The organism is Bradyrhizobium quebecense (genome assembly GCF_013373795.3).
In the GTDB taxonomy this organism is placed as follows: domain Bacteria; phylum Pseudomonadota; class Alphaproteobacteria; order Rhizobiales; family Xanthobacteraceae; genus Bradyrhizobium; species Bradyrhizobium quebecense.
Genome location: NZ_CP088022.1, coordinates 3,560,188 through 3,580,105 on the forward strand (window position 1 = coordinate 3,560,188; position 19,918 = coordinate 3,580,105).

The following is a 19,918-nucleotide window of genomic DNA, read 5'->3' on the forward strand; positions in this document are numbered from 1 at the left end:
AGGACATCATGCGGACGATCGCAACAGTCGGACTGCTGCTCACCCTGCTTGCGGCCGCAATGCCGCCGGCGGATGCGCGCGGCGGCCACGGCCATGGCGGCGGCTTGCACGGCATGCATGCCGGCGGCGTAAGTCGCGGTGGCGGATTTGCCGCCGACAAACGCCACGCCGACGACCCCTACACCAAGGCAGCCTCCGAAGAGGAGGACCGCCTGCTCAACAACAAGCTGAAGAGCATCTGCCGCGGCTGCTAAAGCGTGTCGTGATAATTCCGCAATGGGCCAGAGCCGGCAGCAAACCTGGTTCACGTCCAGCGAAGCCGCGCCAGGATCGCGCGGCCCATGATCCAGTCCTTGTCGCTTTCGGTGAGGAACGGAAGCTCCTCTGTGAATTGCGTCACGCGCTGCCGGTAGGTGGCCCGGGCGAATGAATTGGTGACATCGGTTCCCCAGTGGCAGCGCTCCGGTCCGTAGGCGTCGAACAGGCGGTGGATATGCGGGATCACGTCACGGAATGGATATGGCTGAGTCGAAATCAGCGGGACTGACGACAACTTCACCGACACATTGGCATACTTTGCGAGCGCGACCGCCTGGGCAACAGCTTCCGGCACCGCGTTGCTGCTTGTGGAATCCGATGAATCATGACGAGGGCGTAGGCCTGCGCCGACGCCCATGTGGTCGATGATGAGCGTCAGTTGCGGGTGTCGCTCGGCGATGCGGGCGAACAGCGATGTCTGGCCCGACGTCAGAAACATCACAGGCAGGCGGGCCTTCTCCGCCGCCGGCCAGAACCAGTCCGCGGTTCCGTCGGTCAGCCACGCCGCTTCGCCGGGGCCGAAGTTCAACCTCACACCCAGCACGCCGGGCTGGTCGCGCCAGGTCGCAAGCCGTGCCGCGCGGTCGGGCTTGTCGAGGGCGACACGCGCCATGATGGCGAAGCGGCCGGGGTACTGTTTGACCGCCTCTTGGGCATAGTCGATGCGCTCGCCTTCGAGCGACACTGGCGGAACGATGACGACGCGGTCGACGCCAGCCTCGTCCATCAGTGGAATTATTCGCTCAATGGTGAAGGGCTCCGGTAGCTGCGGTTTGGCACCGGGGAGCCAGGGTCTTTCCGGCGTGCTCGCGGGCCACAGGTGAACCTGCGAATCAACGATCACTCGCTTTTGCTGCGCGACTGTTGCCGGCACGTACTGCATTGACAGCGCAACACCGGTCGCGACCGTGCCGGTCAGAAAATGACGGCGTGAAGGCATGTGATGTCCTTCCTGTTCTATCGTTTTTGTCACGACATGATGGTGATCGACACGACGCCCCTGAGCAGAGGTGACAGCAAACTGGCTCGCAAATATTGAAAGATCACATCAGAAAATTGCGATCATAGAAATGGGGTTCAAAGGTCAATTTGCGTCGCAACAACCTTGAACCGCGCGTGTCCCGGTTGGGTCAAGGCCGGACGCACTCAAGGTGGGTATGACGAATCTGCTTATGGGCGGATAGCGCCCCAATTGCACGGCTTGCGCCTCGCCCTGGCGCCGCCGCGACGCGCGGAAACTCAGGATGCGATCGCGTGCCGCGGCTGCGCGGTGGCACCGATCAGCTTGCCTATCTCGGGCTTGCAGCCGCCGCAATTGGTGCCGGCCTTCAGGCAGCGGCCGATCGCCTCGACGCTGTCGGCCCCCTTCCTGATCTCCGCTGTGATCTGGTGCCGTCCGACGCTGAAGCAGGAGCAGACGATCGGACCGACATCCTCGCCGGCGCCGAACGGCCGCCCGGCGAGCAGCGCCATCCGCGCATTGGCCGACAATTGTTGCTCCGCGAACAACCCGGCGAGCCAGGCCCGCGACGGCAGCGCGTGATCGGGCGCGATGAACACGCAGCCCTCGAGCCGGCCGTCGCGCACCGCCGCGTAGCGGAAACGGCCAGCGGCCGGATCGCGATAGGCGATCCATTCGATCTCGATACCTTCGAGGCCGAGCTGCGCGCGCGCCCAGTCGCGCCAGCTCTCCGGGCGGGCGTCGAGCGCAAGCTCCAGCCGCGTGCAATCGCCGGCCTTGCCGTAAACCCAGTAGCCGGTTGCCGGACGCTTGATCGCATCGCGGCTCAGGATAAAGGCGTGCCATTTCGGCGCGTAGGGATCGGCCTTGACCGGCGTGTGCTTGGACTCCGGCTGGCCGGACAGCGGATCGACCGCCGGATTGACCAGCGCGTTGACGCGCCCCTCGCCGGCAAATACCTCGTTCCAGTGCATCGGCACGAACACGCAGCCGCGGCGCTGGTCGGGGCTGACCACGACGCGCGCGATCATCTCGCCCCAGCTGCTCGTCAGCTGCACCAGTCCTTCGTTTTGCAGGCCGGCCTGCCGCGCATCCTCGGGGTGAAACTCGGCATAGGGCTCGAAGATATGCGACAGCAGCCGACCGGTTTTCCCGGTCCGGGTCATGGTGTGCCACTGATCTCTGATACGGCCGGTGTTGAGCACCAGCGGAAAATCGCGGCTGGTGGCATGCCGCGCCGCGCGCGGCGCGACCGGCACGAAGCGCGCCTTGCGGTCGGGCGTGAAGAATTTCTGGCTCTCGAACATCCGCGGCGTGCCGGCCGGATGGTCACGCGTCACCGGCCACTGCACCGGCGCCAGCGCGTCGTAGGCGCTGTCATCGAGCGCAGCCAGCGCCGAGATGTCGAAATCGCGCTGGCCGTTATTCTCGAAGCCCGACAGTTCAGCGTGCTCGCGGAACACGTCTGCGGCTGACGCGTAATCGAAGCCGGGATAGCCCATGCGGGCAGCAACGTCGCAGATGATCCGCCAGTCGGCGCGCGCCTCGCCGGGTGCGGCGAGGAACGGCCGCTGCCGCGAAATCCGGCGCTCGGAATTGGTGACGGTGCCGTCCTTCTCGCCCCACGCCAGCGCCGGCAGCAGCACGTCGGCATGCCGCGTGGTGTCGGTGTCGCGCATGCAGTCCGTCACCACGACGAGCTCGCAGGCGTCGAGGGCGGCGCGCGCGCGGTCGGCATCGGGCAGGCTCACCACCGGATTGGTCGAGATGATCCACACCGCCTTGATGCGGCCGTCGGCGATCGCATCGAACATGTCGACCGCCTTCAGCCCGCCCTTCTCCGCAATCACAGGCGCGCGCCAGAACCGCTGCACCAGCTCGCGATGCGCGGGGTTCTCGATCTCCATATGCGCGGCAAGCTGGTTGGCGAGGCCGCCGACCTCGCGGCCGCCCATCGCGTTGGGCTGCCCGGTCAGCGAGAACGGCCCCATGCCGGGACGGCCGATGCGCCCGGTCAACAGATGGCAATTGATGATGGCGTTGACCTTGTCGACGCCGCTCGACGACTGGTTGATGCCCTGCGAATACAGCGTGACGACGCGCTCGGTCCCGGTGAACCAGTCGAAGAACAGTCCGACCGCGCCTTCGCTCAGCCCACACGTCGCAGCCGTCTGCGCCAGGGTCTGGCCGCCCACCTGCTTGAGGGCGTCGACGATTCCCGTCGTGCAATTGCCGACAAAGCCGCGATCGACCGCATTGCTGCCGGCGAGGAACGCGAACAGCCCGTTGAACAGCACGCTGTCGCTGCCCGAGCGCAGCGGCAGATGCAGATCGGCGCCCTCGCAGGTCGCGGTGCGGCGCGGATCGATCACCACGATCTTGCACGCCGGGTTCTTTTCCTTCGCCGCCAGCATGCGCTGATGCAGGATCGGATGGCACCAGGCGGCGTTGGAGCCGACCAGCACCAGCAAGTCCGCCTGCTCGAGATCCTCGTAGCAGCCCGGCACGGTATCGCTGCCGAAGGCGCGCTTGTGCCCCGCGACGCTGGAGGCCATGCACAGCCGCGAATTGGTGTCGATATTGGCGGTGCCGACAAAGCCCTTGGCGAGCTTGTTGATGACGTAATAGTCCTCGGTCAGCAGCTGGCCGGAGACATAGAACGCGACCGCGTCGGGCCCGTGCTCGCGAATAACGCGACTAAAGCCATCGGCGACACGATCGAGCGCGTCATCCCAGCCCGCCGGCGCGCCGTCGACGACAGGCGCGAGCAGACGCCCGTCGAGATCGATGGTCTCGGCGAGCGCCGAGCCCTTGCTGCAGAGCCGGCCGAAATTGGCCGGATGCTGGTTGTCTCCCTCGACCCGAATCGCGCCCGCCGCGTCCCTCGACGCGACGACGCCACAGCCGACACCGCAATAGGGACACGTGGTCTTGACGGACATGGCTGGCCGATCCTTGCCCGCTCAGCTCACCGCGGCCGCCTGCCGCACCGACAGCCAGACAACGCCGTTCTCGACCTTGGCCAGATGAGTATGCGTGCAGCCTTCGTCGGGCGCGACCGCCTGCCCGCTGGCCAGCTCGATGACGAAATTATGCAGCGGACAGGTCACGCGCTTGTTGTGCACGATGCCTTGCGATAGCGGCCCGCCCTTGTGCGGGCAGCGGTCGTCGAGCGCGAACACCTCGTCGCTTTCGGTCCGGAACACCGCGATGTTGCCGCCTGGCGTGCGCACCACGCGCGAGCCGAGCCGCGGAATGTCCTCGAGCGCGCCGATTTCGATCCAGCTGGTCATGCGAGCTCCAATTCGGCGAGAGGCGCGAACTCGTTGCGGTCGACGCCGCGGCTGGCGCGCTCGGCCCACGGATCGGTCTGCGCGAACTGCTGCGAATGGGCAAAGCGGGCGAACAGCGCCTTGCGGTTCGCGATGTCGTCGACCACCCGCTTCCTGATCTGCTCGAGACCGACGCGGTCGCACCATTTGTACATGCGCTCCAGATACCAGCCCTCCTCGCGGTAAAGCTGGGTCAGCGCCACGATCACCTCGAGCGTCTCGTCCTCGGTCTCGACCTTGGTCAGGAACTCGGTGCCCTTGATGTGCAAGCCCGCGGCGCCGGCGAAATGAATCTCGTAGCCGGAATCGACGCAGACCACGCCGACGTCCTTGCAGGTCGCTTCCGCGCAGTTGCGCGGGCAGCCCGAGACGCCGAGCTTGACCTTGGCCGGCGTCCACGAGCCCCACATGAACTTCTCGAGCTTGACGCCGAGGCCGGTGGAGTCCTGGGTGCCGAAGCGGCACCATTCGGAGCCGACGCAGGTCTTCACCGTGCGCAGGCCCTTGGCGTAGGCATGACCCGACACCATGCCGGCGTGGTTGAGATCGGCCCACACCGCCGGCAGGTCCTCCTTCTTGACGCCAAGCAGGTCGATGCGCTGGCCGCCGGTGACCTTCACCGTCGGGATGTTGAATTTCTCGGCGACGTCGGCGATGGCGCGCAGCTCGCTCGGCGTGGTGACGCCGCCCCACATCCGCGGCACCACCGAATAGGTGCCGTCCTTCTGGATGTTGGCGTGGACGCGCTCATTGATGAAGCGCGACTGCTGGTCGTCGCGATACTCGCCCGGCCAGGTCGCGAGCAGGTAGTAATTGAGCGCCGGCCGGCAGGAGTGGCAGCCGTTGAGCGTCTTCCACTCCATGAAGCGCATGACGGCGGGAATGGTCTTGAGCTGCTGCTCGACGATGACGCGGCGAACGTCGTCGTGGCTGTGATCGGTGCATTTGCACAGCGGCTTGACCTTCGGCGCCGCCGAATAGTCGCCGCCGAGCGTGAACGCCAGCACCTGCTCGACCAGGCCGGTGCAGGAGCCGCAGGACGATGAGGCCTTGGTATGGGCGCGGACGTCGTCGAGTGTGAACAGCTTCTTCTCGGAGATCGCCTTGACGATCGCGCCCTTGCAGACGCCATTGCAGCCGCAGATCTCGGTCTCGTCGCTCATCGCGGCAACCGAGTTTTGGCCGCTGACTCCGCCCTCGCCGAGATTGGCGGCGCCGAACACCAGGCGCTCGCGCATATGCGAGACGTCGGTGCCGTCGCGCAGATGCTGGAAGTACCAGGGGCCGTCGATGGTGTCGCCATAGAGCACGGCGCCGACGATCTTCTTGTCCTTCAGGATGATGCGCTTGTAGACGCCGCGATTGGCGTCCTGCAGCACGATCTCCTCCTTGTCCGGGCCCGGCGCGAAGTCGCCGGCCGAGAACAGGTCGATGCCGGTGACCTTCAGCTTGGTTGAGGTGACCGAGCCGTCATAGGTGGCAAAGCCCTTCATCGCGAGGTGGTTGGCGCAGACCTTGGCCTGGTCGAACAGCGGAGCGACGAGACCGTAGGTCTGGCGGCGGTGCTGCACGCATTCGCCGACCGCGTAGATGCGGCCGTCATAAGTCTGCATGGTGTCGGAGACGACGATGCCGCGCTCGCAGTGAAGCCCGGCCTTCTTGGCGAGCTCGAAGTTCGGGCGGATGCCGACTGCCATCACCACGAGATCGGCCGGCAGCTCGGTGCCGTCGCCGAAGCGCACGCCGGTGACGCGGTCCTCGCCCAGGATCGCCTGGGTCTGTGCCGGCATCTTGAACACCATGCCGCGCTCTTCCAGCGACTTGCGCAGCAGTCCGCCGGCCACCGGATCGAGCTGGCGCTCCATCAAGGTGTCGAGCAGATGCACCACCGTGACGTTCATGCCGCGCTTCATCAGCCCGTTGGCGGCTTCGAGGCCCAAGAGGCCGCCGCCGATCACGACCGCGTTGCGATAGTCGGTCGAGGCCTTGATCATGCGGTCGACATCATAGATGTCGCGGAAGCCGATCACGCCCGGCAGGTCCTTGCCCGGCAGCGGCAGCATGATCGGATTTGAGCCCGTCGCGATCAGCAGGCGGTCATAGGGAACGCGCTCGCCTGCCTCGGTGACGACTTCACAGGTGCGGCGATCGATCATGCTGATCGTCTCGCCCTTGCGCAGCGTGATGTTATTGTCCTCGTACCAGTCGACGGTGTTGAGCATGATATCGTCGACGGTCTTCTCGCCGGCGAGCACCGGCGACAGCAGGATGCGGTTGTAATTACCGTACGGCTCGGAGCCGAACACCGTGATGTCGTAGAGATCGGGGGCGCGCTCAAGCAGCGCCTCCACCGTGCGGATGCCGGCCATCCCGTTGCCGATCACCACGAGCTTCTGCCTGGTCACTTTGTCGAGCATGGTCTGCCTTTCAATTCCGACGGCGCTGCGCAGCGACGCGATGTGCGTCGTTGATGGGCACCGATAAAGGTTGGAGTTGTAGGAAGCCCAGCCGCGGGCGCAGACCGTCTTCGATGACGACCGATGTTCCGTTATTGATTGATATTCAAAACGCGTGCCAACTCGTGACGGACGAATCTTACAGCAGAATCAATACGTTTTCGGCGACCGCGCACCTGCCCAATGATGCGCCGCGCGGCCGGCTGGCCGAATTTTTAGCCACGGCGATGATCTCTTGTGCAGCACAGCATCGCCGGCCGCGATGGCAATCGTGAACCCGTTATTGATACGCCATGGCGCGCTCGTGGCACGTCGCACAAGAAAGCATCAGCGTGCGCGTTTGCGCGGCGGCACTTGCTGCAAGCCGCGCCAATTCCGATCGCCGAACTTGGTTCGGGATCTCGCGGCAACGTCTTGCGACTGCAAGGCAAAGCGACGCGATCGATTCGATGGCACGCAAATTGCTGACCTGAACTCTTGACGGAGTGCGTCTCAACGACGAGCGCGCACACGCATTCACCCACATTCGATTTATCTGCGCCCGAGAGAACCGCACGTGTGCGGCTATCTCCGCCGCATCACCGCGAGACGTTGCGATGAAGCTAGCCGAGTTCAAGAAGGCAGGTCACTGGCCGACCCTGCTCGCCGCGTTCCTGTATTTCGACATCAGTTTCATGGCGTGGGTCGCGCTCGGACCGCTGATCGTCTACATCGCGCGCGACATGAACCTGGCCGTGAACGAGAAGTTCACCCTGGTCGCCATTCCCGTTCTCGCCGGGGCGCTGTTGCGCGTGCCGATGGGCATTCTCGCCGACATCATCGGCGCCAAGCGCACCGGCATCATCGCCCAACTCGTCGTGATCGTTGCGACCGCATCGGTCTGGCATTTCGGGCTGACCAGCAAGCTCGCGATCGAGCTGTTCGGGCTTGCGCTCGGCGTCGGCGGCGCCTCGTTCGCGGTCGCCCTGCCCCAGGCCAGCCGCTGGTATCCGCCGCAATATCAGGGCGTGGTCATGGGGATCGCCGGTGCCGGCAATATGGGCGTCGTGCTCGACACGCTGCTTGCACCGAGCATTGCCGAACATTGGGGCTGGCAGGCCGTGTTCGGCTGCCTCTTGATTCCGATGCTGATGGTGCTCGCCTATTACGCGTTCGCGGCCAAGGACGCGCCGGGCGAGCGCAAGAAGATCTCGCTGAAGGCCTACGGCGCGCTGCTGAAGGATTCCGACAGCCGCTGGTTCATGTTCTTCTACTTCATCACCTTCGGCGGCTTCGTCGGCCTCGCCAACGCGCTGCCACTCTATTTCACCGTGCAGTATCACGTCTCGGGCGTGGCGGCCGGCATGCTGGTCGCGCTGATCGTCGCGTTCGGTTCGGGATTCCGCCCGGTCGGCGGCATGATTGCCGACCGCATCGGCGGCATTCGTTCGCTGTCGATCCTGTTCGGCGTCGTCGTCGCGGCCTATCTCGTGATCGCCTTCATGCCGGAGGGCCCGACGGCGCCGGCTGCGGGCGGCTGGGCGTTGACCGAGTTGCCGCGCATCGCCTGGATCTCGGTGCTGCTGTTCTCGATCGGCGTGCTGGCGCTCGGCATGGGCAATGGCGCGGTGTTCCAGCTGATCCCGCTGCGCTTCCGCCACGAGATCGGCCTGATGACCGGGCTTGTCGGCTGCGCCGGCGGCATCGGCGGCTTCTTCCTCGCCCAGACGCTCGGCTTCGCCAAGGGCATGACCGGCGGTTTCGGCGCCGGCTTCCTGTTCTTCGGCGCGCTGGCGTTGCTTGGGTTCATCGGACTTGCCATGGTCAAGGTCCGCTGGCGCACCACCTGGGGCGCGGTGTCGGGAGCGCGCGTCTGACGGCCCGCTCCCCGGGGAGAGGATAGCTCGGACGTGGCGAATGGCGCGCAACCGGATTTGGGCGTTCGCGTCGGCTTCGCCAGCGAGACCGGCAAGCGCGCCGCCAATGAGGACTATGTCGCGACCTGCCTCGGCCAGCCGGGCTCAGTGCATCGCGATGTTGTGGCCGTGGTCGCCGACGGCGTCGGCGGCCACAAGGGCGGACGCGAGGCCGCGGAGGTCGCGGTCCGCAGCTTCATCGACGCCTATTATTCGCTGCCCGAGACGCTCGGCGTCCGCCGCCGCGCCGCGCGGGCGCTGGAAGCCGCCAACAGCTGGATCTACGGCCAGGGCCGCGTCGATGCCGCGCGCAGCGGCATGGCGTGCGCGTTCTCCTCGATCATCCTGTCGCGGCGGCAATGCCATGTGATCCATATCGGCGACACCCGCGCCTACCGCCTGAGCGACGGACGGCTGGAGCGCTTGACGCAGGACCATATCGCCGGCCGCGGCGACCTCGCCCACATGCTCAACCGCGCCATCGGCTTCGAGGAGTTCGCCCGCTTCGACTATACCTCGGTCGGGCTGCGGCAGCATGACCGTCTCCTGATCTGCAGCGACGGGGTTCACGGCGCGCTCTCCGATTCCCTCCTCCAGCAACTGCTGGAGGAGCGCACACCGCCTGACGAATCGGCGCGCAGCATCGTCGATGCCGCGCTCGCGGCCGGCAGCAGCGACAACACGACGGCGCTGGTGCTGGACGTCGTCGACCTGCCGCCGGCGGATCGCGACGATCTCACCCACGCGATCGCGACGCTGCCGATCCTCGACTTGCCGGAGAGCGGCGACATGATCGACGATTTCGCGCTCCACGACGTGCTGTCCGACGGGCGCTACAGCCGCCTGTTCAAGGCGACCGACAAGCGCGCCGGCCGCGAGGTCGTGCTGAAGTTTCCGCATCCGCGGGTCGCCAGCGAAGGTTCCTACCGCCTCGCCTTCGTGCGCGAGGCCTGGGTGGCCGCGCGCGTCCGCAGCCTGTGGATCGGCGAGATCATCGAGGTGCCGGCGGAGCGGCAGACCAGGCTCTATTCGGCGATGCCGCTCTACGAGGGCGAAACGCTGGAGCAGCGGCTTGGCCGCGCGCCGCGGCTGTCGCTCACCGAGGGCATCGCGATCGCAACCAAGCTGGTGCGCGCGGTCACGGCGCTGCACCGCGCCGGCATCATCCATCGCGACATCAAGCCCGACAATGTGATCCTGCTGAAAGACGGCGGATTGCGCCTCGTCGACCTCGGCGTCGCGCGCGTGCCGCTGCTGGAAGACTTTCCCGCCGAGGATATTCCGGGCACCGCGAGCTACATGGCGCCGGAACTGTTCGGCGGTAAGGCCGGCGACGAGGCCTCCGACCTGTTCGCGCTCGGCGTCACCGTCTACCGCATGTTCACCGCGAACTATCCGTTCGGCGAGATCGAGCCGTTCTCGCGGCCACGGTTCGGCAAGCCGGCGCCGCTGTCACGCTACCGGCCGGACCTGCCGGCCTGGCTCGATGCCGTGATCGGCAAGGCGCTCAGCGTCGAGCCCGCGCAACGCTTCGGCGACGCCATCGAGTTCGCGCACGAGCTGGAAAACGGCGCCACCTGGGCCGGCCCCGCCGTCACGACCCGCAAATCGCTGCACGACCGCGATCCCGTGACCTTCTGGAAGGTGCTATGCGCCATTCTGGCCCTGATCATCGTGGTGCTGCTGGCACGGCACTAGAGCATTTTCGGTTCTGATTGAATCAGAACCGAAGCTCCAGATTCTTGTTTTGACGCGTTTTCTTTACGCGAACCGGCGTCCACCTCGCTCGAAAACGCTCGAGCGCTGCGAACGCAAACATCACTGAGCCTTCGTCACAAGCGGACAACCGCCTTCCGCGAGCGGCCGCCAGGCTTCGTCCGGCGAAATCGTCGCGATTACCTTTTCGTAGTCCCAAGGCTCGCGCGATTCGGATGGCGATTTGGCCTGGACCAAATACATCGAACGCATCACCTGCCCATCCTCGCGGATCTGTGCATTCTGCGTCATGAAATCGTTGACCGGAAGCTTGCGCATGGCGGCGGCTACGGCGCCAGCATCGTCGGTTCCGGCCGCCTGCACTGCCTTCAAATAATGCATCACTCCACTGTAGACGCCGGCCTGGATCATGGTCGGCGCCTGCCCGTGCCGACGCGCCATGAAGCGATGACCGAAGGTCCGGGTTGCCTCGTTCTGGGTCCACGAGAACGACGTCGCGTAGATGATGCCCTGCGCCGCCTCAAGGCCGAGCGAATGCACGTCCGTGATCAACATCAGAAGAGCGACGATGTTCTGGTCGGCAGATTTTCCGATGCCGAACTCCGAAGCCTGCTTTAGGCTGTTGACCGTATCGCCGCCCGCGTTCGCCAATGCAATGACTTTCGCCTTCGAGTTCTGTGCCTGAAGCAGGAACGACGATAGGTCCGACGCACCGAGCGGATGGCGAACCGAGCCAACGACCTTGCTCCCCGCGGTCGTGATGAAGCTTGATGCGTCACGCTCCAGCGCATGGCCGAAGGCGTAGTCCGCGGTCAGGAAGAACCACGTATCCGCGCCCTTCTTGAGCATGGCCTTGGTGACGGCAGAGGCTTCAGCGTAAGTGCTATAGGTGAAATGAAACCCATAAGGCGAGCACTGCTTTCCGGTAAGATCGGAACTACCGGGCCCAGAAATCACAAAGATGCGCTTCTTCTCGCGGGTGATGGCTTGAATGGCCAGCGCCGTCGCCGAATTGCCGCCATCGGCAATCAGATCCACACCGTTCTCGTCGATCCAACGACGCACGATGCCGGAGGCGATATCGGGCTTGTTCTGATGGTCGGCGGACATCAGCTCAATCTTCTTGCCGAGCACGGTCGGGCCAAAATCCTCGATCGCGAGCCGGGCCGCTTCGACCGACCCCTCGCCCCCAAGATCGGAATAAAGTCCCGACATGTCGTTGATGACGCCGATGCGCACCACGTCGCCGGACACCTGCGCGCGCACGGACCCAACCGCAGCCAGACACAAGACCGCCGTGAGCGCGGCCGCAATCGATCGCATAGAGACCTCCCCGCGATGTTTTTTGTTCTCTTGTGGTCAGGCTGTCAGGGACCTGACCGCTTGACCGAATGTGACCGGCGCATCGCTCAGCATCAGATCGATGGCGTCGCGCTCCCATGCATCGGCGGCCGGCGCCAGCGGGTCTTTCGCGGTCAGGCGATGCTCGAGCACGAATCGCGACAGCAACAGCCGCCTTGCATCGACCTCCGGCTGGGATCCTTCCCATGCGAGCGTGATGGCCGAGGTGGCATGGTAGAGCGCGCTCGCCGCCAGCCGCGCCGTGTGCTCCGATTGCCGATCGGCCGCGACCTGCTCGGCGAAGCTGATCGAACGATCGAGCGCTGTCCGAAGGCGCTTGCCGAACGACTCGGGCAACACCTTCGCCTCCTCAAGGCGCGACTGAAGGACCGCGGCAAGCGCCCGGTGCGCGCCGCTCTTGCCAACGGCGCGCGAAATGATGTCGAGCGCGTTGATGTTGCTGGTGCCTTCCCAGAGCACGCCGACATGAGCATCGCGCACCAGCCGCGGCTGCACCCATTCCTCGATATAGCCGTTGCCGCCGCGCACCTCCATCGCACCGGTAGCGACCGGAATGTTGTCGCGGCAGGCGCGGTACTTCAACAGCGGCGTCAGGATGCGCAGCAGGTCCCTCGCCTGCGCCGAACCGGCATTGGCATCGTCCATCGCGCGCGCGGCCACCAGCATCATCGACAACGCCTGCTCGGTCGGCACGATCAGCTTCAACAGCTGGCGGCGCAGCAGCGGGAAATCCATGACGCGCTGGCCGAACGCCACGCGCGACGAGGCGCTGACGACAGCCTCATTGACACAGCGCCGCATCATCGCGGCGGCACGCACGCCGTGCGACAGGCGCGAGAGGTTGACCTGCTCCATCATCTGCTTGAGGCCCTGCGTGGGATCACCGACCAGATAAGCAACTGCGCTGTCGAGCCGGATCTCGCCTGACGCCATCGACTTGGTGCCGAGCTTGTCCTTGAGACGGACGATCCGGTAGCTGTTGCGCCGGCCGTCCTTGAGGCGGCGCGGCAGCGCGAACAGTGCGAGCCCCCTTGTGCCATCGGGCGCACCTTCCGGCCGCGCCAGCATCAGCGCGACGTCGGCATCGGCGTGCGAGCAGAACCATTTGTCGCCGGTCAGACGCCAGACGTCGCCATCCCGCCGCGCAACGGTCTCGACGGCGCCGACATCGGAGCCGCCGGCGCGCTCGGTCATGAACTGCGTGCCCTTCCACAGCGTCGCCATGTCGTCCGACAGCATCTTCGGCAGCAGGTAGGCCTTGAGCTCGTCGGAGCCGAATTTGCGAACCAGGTGCGTCGAGGTGTCGGTGACGCTGATCGGGCACATCAGCCCGAACTCTGACTGCACGAACAGGTACTGAAACACGTATTTGGCCACCGCCGGCAGCGGCCGGTCCATGCCGAGCACGCCGGCGCGGTGGCTCATGGCGTGAAACTGGAAATCGCCGAATGCGATCGCCTCCATCTCGCGGTAGGCCGGATGATAGTCGATCCAGTCCTCGTCGCGGCCGTAGGCGTCCCTCGGGTTGAGCACCGGGGCATGCTTGTCGGCGATCCGTGCCAAGCGGTCGAGCCTGCCGCCCGCCAGTTCGCCGAGACGCTTGAAGTGCGGCTCCAGCCGCTCGCGATCCTCGCGCGCCAGATAGAGCCCCAGAAGGCCGCGGAGCCCGCGATCGAGATCATAGAAGTTGAGGCCAGCGCAATCATGCGAAATGTGGCGGGCCGGATCGGCGGCATCGTTGGAGCTGCGAAGGTCGCGCGCGCTCATCTGCATCGGGGCTCTCCTGGTTCGGGATGACGTCGCGGCAGCCTTGCCGGTGTGCGGGATGTCATCGCTCGGTGTTCAAGACCTCGCCTGCAACATCGGGAACGATCGCGGCGATGTCCACCGGCGAGCCGGCTTGCGAGAATAATTTCAGATACGTGGAGGAAATGCCGTCCGCTCGCGGATCGCACGGCAAGTCGTGCTGCACCGCGGACGCTTGACCTCCGTTGGTTTCGCTGCACATTCGACAGCACAAGGCGACAATGGATGTTGCAGCGCACCAGGCTTGCGCTGCCTTCAAGGACACGAGCGGCAAGAAGATGAAGGGCGTTCGCTCCGATACCCAGCCGCCGTCCCGGCGGGGCCGCAGGCGCATCGTCGCCGACCGCGTGCGCACGCAAGCGGACGATCCCGCGGCGATGGTGATCGAGGCCAACAGGCATGACGAGTTGTTTCGCGCCGCCGACGGCAGCCCCGATCCGTCAATCGTCAAGTCGGCGCACCGCGTGCTCCGCATCTTCGAGTATTTTGCCGAGATCGAACGGCCCGCGGCCATGACCGAGATCGCGCGCCGGCTGAACTATCCGCCGTCGAGCACATCGGCGCTGCTGAAGAGCCTCGTCGAACTCGGCTATCTCGACCACGACCGGCAGGTGCGCACCTACCGGCCGACGGTCCGCGTCGCCCTGCTCGGCGGGTGGCTCAAGAGCCAGACGCTGCCGGGAGCGACGCTCGATGCCATCACGCGCGAGCTGCATGAGGCGACGCGGCTGACCACCTTCGTGGTGGCGCGCAACCAGCTCTACAGCCAGTATATCCGCGTGCTGCAGGGCACGACGCCAGTGCGCTATTATCTCGAACCCGGTGCGCGGCGGCTGCTGACCCATTCGACACCGGGCCGGGTGTTTCTCAGCCTGATGAACGACGAGGATGCGCGGCGGATCGTGCAGCGGATCAACGCCGAGGAAGCCCCGTCATCCGCCGTCCGATTCGGCGATATCCAGCATGCGCTGGCGACGATCCGCCGGCAGGGCTTCGCCTATACGCGCGACATGGGAACCCCCGGCCTGAGCGCGATTGCGATGCGACTGACCGAGGCCGACCAGACGCCCCCGCTCGTCATCACCGTCGCAGGCCCGAGCTCGATTGTCTCGGCGGAAGGCAATGCGATCATCGGAAAGATGCGCGAGCTGGTCGAACGGCAGTCGCCCGGCCTGTTGCCGCAGATCGACATCGACGCGCCACCGATCGAGACTTGAGATCGGGTGGGCAACTCGGCGCAAATGCGCCCGATCGATGTTCCTACGACCCCGCGCGGCGAATCGTGATCCGGGTCTCGTCGGTCATGTCCTTGAGCTCCTTGTTCGGCTCACGATAGAGGTGACGCTCGATCTCGACAGTTCTACCATCCGTGGTCTTGCTGCACGTCTCGTCGACGAATACGCCGCCGACCTCCTGCTTGTCGGCGCCCGGCTTCGCCTCCGAGCAGGTCCAGCCATCCTCGCCGTAGCGTGACTTCGCCTGCAGACCAAGCAGGAACGCCTTCTTGCGCAGATAGAGCCGCGCCTTCGGATCGGTCTCGATCGTCAGCGCCGCGATCCTGGCGTCCTTGTCGATCATGACGGTCAGGATCGCCGGATGGCCGCCGACCATGGTGCCTTCCCGCGCGGTCGCGCGGTCATACTCGAAGCGGATGCCGCGCAGCTGGTCCGGCCCGGCCGGGCAAGCCGCCCACTGCGCCCATTCCGCCAATCGGTGCGTCTTCTCACCGACGCAGGTCAGGTTGATGTATCCCGCGTCGGGAATGCTGCTGATTTCCATGCCGACATTGATGTCGCGCAAGTCTCTCGCCGTCGCCATCGCCGGCACCGCCGCGGTGACTGACGCGGCGAAGACCAACCCGCGGATTGCCGATCCCTGCTTGCTCATGGCTTTGCCTTCTCGCTCTGGTCGGACGACGCGGCGGCGTGGCCGGCCTCCTTGTAGATATTGCAGACACGCGAGCCATCGCCGAAGAAGGCGATGCATTCGTCATAGTTCGGCTCACCCTTGCCCTTGACGTGGGCGAGCACGTAGTCGGCGACCGCCTCGATCTCGTTCGGCCGCAGGAACACATTCGCCTCGGGTGGCATGCGATCCGCGACATCCTGCCGGGTCATCTCGTAGCATTTCGTGGTGTCATAGGAGCCGCGCACGAAGAACGGCATGCCGGTGCCCGGCCGTCCGCACGTCACCGTCTCGATGATCTGTTCGCGGGTCAGCTCGGTCTTGCGCAGCGACAACGCGTCGCCGCCATAACCGCCGCCGCCATTGCCGTGCCATTTGTGACAGCCGACGCAATTGCCGCGCTTGAACACCGCCTTGCCCGCATCGGTCGGATCGCTCGCCGACTGTGCCTGCGCCGCACTCACAAATCCCGTCACCAACGCGCAGCCGAGCCACACGCCAACCAGCCATGCTTGTTTCATTTGTCTTGTTTCTTGTCCGATTTCTCTCGGCCAGATCGACGCGGGAGGCTTCGATGTGAAGCCTCCCGCGCTTGCGATGTCAGAGCGCGAACACGTAGAGCATCGAGCCCGGCTGCATCCGCTTCAGCTCGGGCGTGGCATCGATGAACCACTTATCCCAGGCACCGCCGAGGCCGACCAGGATCGCGACATACTGCTTGCCGTCCACCGAGAACGTCATCGGAGGCGCATTGACGCCACCGCCGGTGTTGAACTGCCAGAGCTGCTGCAGCGACTTCGCGTCGTAGGCGATCACCTCGCCGGACGGCTGTCCGGAGAACACGAGGTCGGGCGTCGCCAGGATGCCGCCGAGGTTCGGGAATTGCGTCTCCGCCTTCCCTGCCACCTTGCCGGTGGTGACGTCGATCGCGGTCACGCTGCCGGTGATCTTGACCGGCTGGCTCGGTCCGCCGCCGGTGAAGAACTCGCGCGCCTTGACCTTGTCCGGCGTCATCTCCTCGACCTTGATGTGGTTGCAGCTCTCGATGACGGGAATGTACCAGAGCTTCAGGTTCGGATTATACGCGGTCGGCGGCCAGTTCTTGCCGCCCATGTTGCCAGGGCAGATATCCGTCTCCTTGTTGGTCCGGCTCGGCGTCACGGGCGCATTGTACTTCTGCACGCCCTGCTTCGGATCATACTCCACCGGCTTGCCGGACTCGGGGTCGAGACCCTTGGTCCAGGTCACCTTCTTGACGAAGGGCAGACCCCAGATGAACTTGCCGCTGTTGCGGTCGACCGCATAGGCAAAGCCGTTGCGGTCGGCCTCGAGCGCGAGCTTCAGCGTCGTGTTGTTGGGTCCGGGAACGTCGACCAGCACGTTCTCCGCCACGCTGTCATAGTCGTAGGGATCGTTCGGCGTGTGCTGGTAGTGCCACTTGATCTTGCCGGTGTCGGCATCGAGACCGAGCGACGAGTCGGTGTAGAGGTTGTCGCCGGGCCGGTATTCATTATCCCAGTCCGGTCCGGGATTGCCGACGCCCCAGACGATGGTGTTGGTCGACGGGTCGTAGCTGCCGGTGACCCAGGTCGATCCACCACCGCTCGCCTTGGCGTTCTTGTCGTCCTTCCAGGTCTCGGAACCGGGCTCGTCCTTGCCCGGGATCGTGTGGGTGCGCCAGACTTCCTTCTGGCTCTTCAGGTCGGTCGCGGCGATCCAGCCGCGAATGCCGTATTCGGCGCCAGCGACGCCCGTGATCGCCATGCCCTTGACGATCAGTGGCGCGCCGGTGATCACCTCACCCTTTGTCGGGATCGGCGACCTGACGCTGCCAGGCGACCTGTCCGGTTTCCTTGTTGGTCGCGATCAGGCGGCCGTCGAGCGTGTGCGAGATCACGAGGTTGTCCCACAGCGCGACGCCGCGGTTATCGACGCCGCAGCAGGCGACCGCGCCGGCCCAGTCGTGGTCGGTCTTGGGATCCATCTTCCAGAGCAGCACGCCTTTGCCGCCATGCGCGTCGATCTTGTAGACCGAGCCCCAGCCGTCGGTGACGTACATGAATCCGTTCTCGACGATCGGAGTTCCCTCAAGGCCGCCGTGCCCCCAGATTCCGCCGCCCTCGACGCCGCCGAGATGCATGGTCCAGGCGACCTTCAGGTTCTTGACGTTGTCCTTGTTGATATCCGCCAGCGACGAGAAGCGGGTCGCCGAATAGTTCTTGTGGTGGTGCAGCCAGTTGCCTGCTTCCTTGTCAGCATTGAGCAGGCGATCCTGGTTGACATCGTCGGCGAGCGCGAACGAGCCCGCCAAGGTCGCAGCGGATGCTACTGCCGCCGCAAGCATATGCGATCTAACCCAATTCAACCTTGTCATCAGTTCATTTCCTCCGGATCCAGCGTTCTTCATTGATCGAACCGCCCGTCATACACGGGCAGTTGCGCGAGAAGCCTTGAGTCCCGGCGATCGGCTGTGCCGCCCGCCGCCTTCCTTAGTCACTTGTCTTCACTCGTCTTGGGTCACTTCTGGACCTGCACCTCCGTCTCGATGGTTCCAGCTTTCTGAAAAACGATCGCGCATTTGAACGTCTCACCGGGAGCGAGCGCCTGACGCAACTGCAGCAGCATGACGTGATAGCCGTCGCGCTTCAGCTCGAGCGTCGCCTTGGCCGGGACTGGTATATTGGATATCGAGCGCATGGCGGGCGCGCCTTCGCCGCGATCGACGATGTGGCGCTCGGAAAAATTCGCGACCGGGCAGCGGACACGGAGCAGCGCGTCGGCGCTGTCGGCCTCGTTCTTGATCGTCATCGTCAAGGGAAGGTCCCCGCCCGCTTTGTCGACCGCCGGTACACGCGCATCCACGATCGCCAGGGATTCGTTCGCGACGGCGTCATGCATTACTCCGAACGTGCTGATCAGGCAGAATAATGGCAACGCGATCCATGATCTGCACTTCACGATCCTGCACGCAACGGCGCAATGCAACCCCCGCTCGAACGACATCAAGTTTCTCCCGACATGATTTTTGCGGCATTGTTTCATGCTTCGTCGCGCGCGACCAGCAATTGAGGATCGGGAACCCAACATCAATGCGATTTCGGTACGCATAGCCGTCATGCTAACTTTTTGTGCATGAGTGATCTCGATACACTTCCACCGGAACAGCGCGATGCAGCGCATGCTGCGTTGCGTGAGGTGATCGGCAGGGTAACGATCGACACCATGACGCCGATCTCAGGCGGCACGACGGGGGCGCGGCTGTTCCGAATCGATGCGGGCGGCCGCCGCTATCTGTTGCGAGCGGAGGGGCTGGTCAGTCCACTGCAGCGATTGCGGATCGAGGGACCAGCGAGCGCGCTGCAAAATCCGCATCAATATACGTCGCTGCGCATCGCCGCAGAAGCCGGCGTTGCACCAAGGCTCTACTACGCCGACGAAGGCTCGCGCATTGCCGTGATGGACTTCGTCGCGCGGCAACCGCTGGGCAGCTACGCTGGCGGATTGCCTGCGTTGGCAACGGCACTCGGCGAATTGCTGGCGCGGCTGCACGCGACGCCGGTCTTTCCACATCTGGTACGCTATTCGGATATCGTGGGCTGGCTCTGGTCCCACGTCTGTCGTACCGGCTTGTTTGCTCCTGGCACGCTTGATCGATACAGCGAACATTTCGAGCATATCCGCGCGGCCTATGTTTGGAATGATGCGAATTCGCTTTCCAGCCACAATGATCTGATTCCCGCCAACATCCTGTACGACGGCAAGCGGCTCTGGATGATCGACTGGGAGTCCGGCTATCGCAACGATCCGCTGGTCGATATCGCCATCATCGGCGACAGCTTCGCGCGGTCGGCGGAGTTCGAATACGTCCTGCTGCGGTCATGCCTCGGCCGCGCGCCGGACGACGCTGTGCGTGCCCGGCTTCGGCTCGTGCGCGCCCTTAGCCGACTTTATTACGCCAGCGTCCTGCTCAGCGCGTCAGCAATGGCGCCACGCGCGGCACCTGACACAGAAATGACGGCGCCCACGCCAACGGAATTCAGGGCGGCCATCCGAAGCGGCCGGCTCGAGGCCCGCACGCCCGCAGCCAGGCACGTACTTGGAAAAGTGTTCCTGGCCTCGTTCTTGACCGACGTCGCGACGCCCGGCTTCGATCTCTCGGTATGACGT

General features: G+C 64.9%; 17 protein-coding genes. 6 read left to right on the top strand and 11 right to left on the bottom strand.

The features are described from left to right. Positions 1 to 8: 8 nt before the first annotated feature. On the top strand, positions 9 to 254 hold the full coding sequence (locus HU230_RS17270; protein WP_176530621.1) for a hypothetical protein: 246 nt from the start codon (positions 9 to 11) through the stop codon (positions 252 to 254). A 50-nt stretch (positions 255 to 304) separates the two neighbouring features. On the opposite strand, the gene HU230_RS17275 is transcribed toward HU230_RS17270, so the two are convergent. The 4 genes from HU230_RS17275 to nirB form a co-directional block, all read right to left on the bottom strand. Further along, positions 305 to 1,258, bottom strand: coding sequence for an amidohydrolase family protein (locus HU230_RS17275; RefSeq protein WP_176530620.1), 954 nt, complete (start codon positions 1,256 to 1,258; stop codon positions 305 to 307). Positions 1,259 to 1,557: 299 nt separating this feature from the next. Continuing rightward, positions 1,558 to 4,221 (bottom strand): nitrate reductase, encoded by a 2,664-nt coding sequence (locus HU230_RS17280; protein WP_176530619.1) that lies wholly within the window; start codon positions 4,219 to 4,221, stop codon positions 1,558 to 1,560. A gap of 21 nt (positions 4,222 to 4,242) precedes the next feature. After that, positions 4,243 to 4,572, bottom strand: coding sequence for a nitrite reductase small subunit NirD (gene nirD, locus HU230_RS17285; protein ID WP_176530618.1), 330 nt, complete (start codon positions 4,570 to 4,572; stop codon positions 4,243 to 4,245). Then, positions 4,569 to 7,028 carry a nitrite reductase large subunit NirB gene (nirB, locus tag HU230_RS17290; RefSeq protein WP_176530617.1) on the bottom strand — a complete coding sequence of 820 codons (2,460 nt, stop codon included), beginning with the start codon at positions 7,026 to 7,028 and terminating at the stop codon, positions 4,569 to 4,571. Before nirB ends, nirD begins: the two co-directional genes overlap by 4 nt. A gap of 113 nt (positions 7,029 to 7,141) precedes the next feature. Between nirB and HU230_RS17295 the strand changes: the two genes are divergently transcribed. From HU230_RS17295 to HU230_RS17305, 3 genes are all read left to right on the top strand, one after another. Continuing rightward, positions 7,142 to 7,342 (top strand): hypothetical protein, encoded by a 201-nt coding sequence (locus HU230_RS17295; RefSeq protein WP_176530616.1) that lies wholly within the window; start codon positions 7,142 to 7,144, stop codon positions 7,340 to 7,342. Positions 7,343 to 7,663: 321 nt separating this feature from the next. Then, complete coding sequence (locus tag HU230_RS17300) at positions 7,664 to 8,923, top strand: MFS transporter (protein WP_176530615.1); 1,260 nt, start codon at positions 7,664 to 7,666, stop codon at positions 8,921 to 8,923. A 33-nt stretch (positions 8,924 to 8,956) separates the two neighbouring features. Further along, positions 8,957 to 10,660: a bifunctional protein-serine/threonine kinase/phosphatase gene (locus HU230_RS17305; RefSeq protein WP_176530614.1), complete on the top strand. Its 1,704-nt coding sequence runs from the start codon at positions 8,957 to 8,959 to the stop codon at positions 10,658 to 10,660. 120 nt (positions 10,661 to 10,780) lie between these two features. On the opposite strand, the gene HU230_RS17310 is transcribed toward HU230_RS17305, so the two are convergent. After that, complete coding sequence (locus HU230_RS17310; RefSeq protein WP_176530613.1) at positions 10,781 to 12,001, bottom strand: ABC transporter substrate-binding protein; 1,221 nt, start codon at positions 11,999 to 12,001, stop codon at positions 10,781 to 10,783. Positions 12,002 to 12,037: 36 nt separating this feature from the next. Beyond that, positions 12,038 to 13,807 carry an acyl-CoA dehydrogenase family protein gene (locus HU230_RS17315; RefSeq protein WP_210284468.1) on the bottom strand — a complete coding sequence of 590 codons (1,770 nt, stop codon included), beginning with the start codon at positions 13,805 to 13,807 and terminating at the stop codon, positions 12,038 to 12,040. A 260-nt stretch (positions 13,808 to 14,067) separates the two neighbouring features. Between HU230_RS17315 and HU230_RS17320 the strand changes: the two genes are divergently transcribed. Beyond that, complete coding sequence (locus HU230_RS17320) at positions 14,068 to 15,063, top strand: IclR family transcriptional regulator (RefSeq protein WP_176530611.1); 996 nt, start codon at positions 14,068 to 14,070, stop codon at positions 15,061 to 15,063. A 43-nt stretch (positions 15,064 to 15,106) separates the two neighbouring features. Here HU230_RS17320 and HU230_RS17325 read toward each other — a convergent pair whose 3' ends face one another. The 5 genes from HU230_RS17325 to HU230_RS17345 form a co-directional block, all read right to left on the bottom strand. Then, entirely contained in the window at positions 15,107 to 15,733 is a 627-nt protein-coding gene (locus HU230_RS17325) for a hypothetical protein (RefSeq protein ID WP_224943328.1), read from the bottom strand. Beyond that, positions 15,730 to 16,272: a c-type cytochrome gene (locus HU230_RS17330; protein WP_176530610.1), complete on the bottom strand. Its 543-nt coding sequence runs from the start codon at positions 16,270 to 16,272 to the stop codon at positions 15,730 to 15,732. Before HU230_RS17330 ends, HU230_RS17325 begins: the two co-directional genes overlap by 4 nt. 79 nt (positions 16,273 to 16,351) lie before the next feature. Further along, complete coding sequence (locus HU230_RS17335; RefSeq protein ID WP_224943330.1) at positions 16,352 to 17,548, bottom strand: outer membrane protein assembly factor BamB family protein; 1,197 nt, start codon at positions 17,546 to 17,548, stop codon at positions 16,352 to 16,354. A 1-nt stretch (position 17,549) separates the two neighbouring features. Continuing rightward, a complete protein-coding gene (locus tag HU230_RS17340) occupies positions 17,550 to 18,125 on the bottom strand; it encodes an outer membrane protein assembly factor BamB family protein (protein WP_224943331.1) in 576 nt (191 codons plus the stop codon). A gap of 143 nt (positions 18,126 to 18,268) precedes the next feature. Beyond that, the gene (locus tag HU230_RS17345; RefSeq protein WP_176534983.1) at positions 18,269 to 18,649 is read right to left on the bottom strand and encodes a copper chaperone PCu(A)C; all 381 of its coding nucleotides are present in this window, start codon (positions 18,647 to 18,649) and stop codon (positions 18,269 to 18,271) included. 234 nt (positions 18,650 to 18,883) lie between these two features. Between HU230_RS17345 and HU230_RS17350 the strand changes: the two genes are divergently transcribed. Beyond that, on the top strand, positions 18,884 to 19,915 hold the full coding sequence (locus tag HU230_RS17350; RefSeq protein WP_176530609.1) for a phosphotransferase: 1,032 nt from the start codon (positions 18,884 to 18,886) through the stop codon (positions 19,913 to 19,915). Positions 19,916 to 19,918: the final 3 nt, after the last annotated feature.

Excerpts from the sequence above, each read along its gene's own strand:
- HU230_RS17270 (WP_176530621.1), top strand. The coding sequence starts at position 9 with ATGCGGACGATCGCAACAGTCGGACTGCTGCTCACCCTGCTTGCGGCC.
- HU230_RS17275 (WP_176530620.1), bottom strand. The coding sequence starts at position 1,258 with ATGCCTTCACGCCGTCATTTTCTGACCGGCACGGTCGCGACCGGTGTT.
- HU230_RS17280 (WP_176530619.1), bottom strand. The coding sequence starts at position 4,221 with ATGTCCGTCAAGACCACGTGTCCCTATTGCGGTGTCGGCTGTGGCGTC.
- nirD (WP_176530618.1), bottom strand. The coding sequence starts at position 4,572 with ATGACCAGCTGGATCGAAATCGGCGCGCTCGAGGACATTCCGCGGCTC.
- nirB (WP_176530617.1), bottom strand. The coding sequence starts at position 7,028 with ATGCTCGACAAAGTGACCAGGCAGAAGCTCGTGGTGATCGGCAACGGG.
- HU230_RS17295 (WP_176530616.1), top strand. The coding sequence starts at position 7,142 with ATGACGACCGATGTTCCGTTATTGATTGATATTCAAAACGCGTGCCAA.
- HU230_RS17300 (WP_176530615.1), top strand. The coding sequence starts at position 7,664 with ATGAAGCTAGCCGAGTTCAAGAAGGCAGGTCACTGGCCGACCCTGCTC.
- HU230_RS17310 (WP_176530613.1), bottom strand. The coding sequence starts at position 12,001 with ATGCGATCGATTGCGGCCGCGCTCACGGCGGTCTTGTGTCTGGCTGCG.
- HU230_RS17315 (WP_210284468.1), bottom strand. The coding sequence starts at position 13,807 with ATGAGCGCGCGCGACCTTCGCAGCTCCAACGATGCCGCCGATCCGGCC.
- HU230_RS17320 (WP_176530611.1), top strand. The coding sequence starts at position 14,068 with ATGGATGTTGCAGCGCACCAGGCTTGCGCTGCCTTCAAGGACACGAGC.
- HU230_RS17325 (WP_224943328.1), bottom strand. The coding sequence starts at position 15,733 with ATGAGCAAGCAGGGATCGGCAATCCGCGGGTTGGTCTTCGCCGCGTCA.
- HU230_RS17330 (WP_176530610.1), bottom strand. The coding sequence starts at position 16,272 with ATGAAACAAGCATGGCTGGTTGGCGTGTGGCTCGGCTGCGCGTTGGTG.
- HU230_RS17340 (WP_224943331.1), bottom strand. The coding sequence starts at position 18,125 with ATGACAAGGTTGAATTGGGTTAGATCGCATATGCTTGCGGCGGCAGTA.
- HU230_RS17345 (WP_176534983.1), bottom strand. The coding sequence starts at position 18,649 with ATGCATGACGCCGTCGCGAACGAATCCCTGGCGATCGTGGATGCGCGT.
- HU230_RS17350 (WP_176530609.1), top strand. The coding sequence starts at position 18,884 with ATGAGTGATCTCGATACACTTCCACCGGAACAGCGCGATGCAGCGCAT.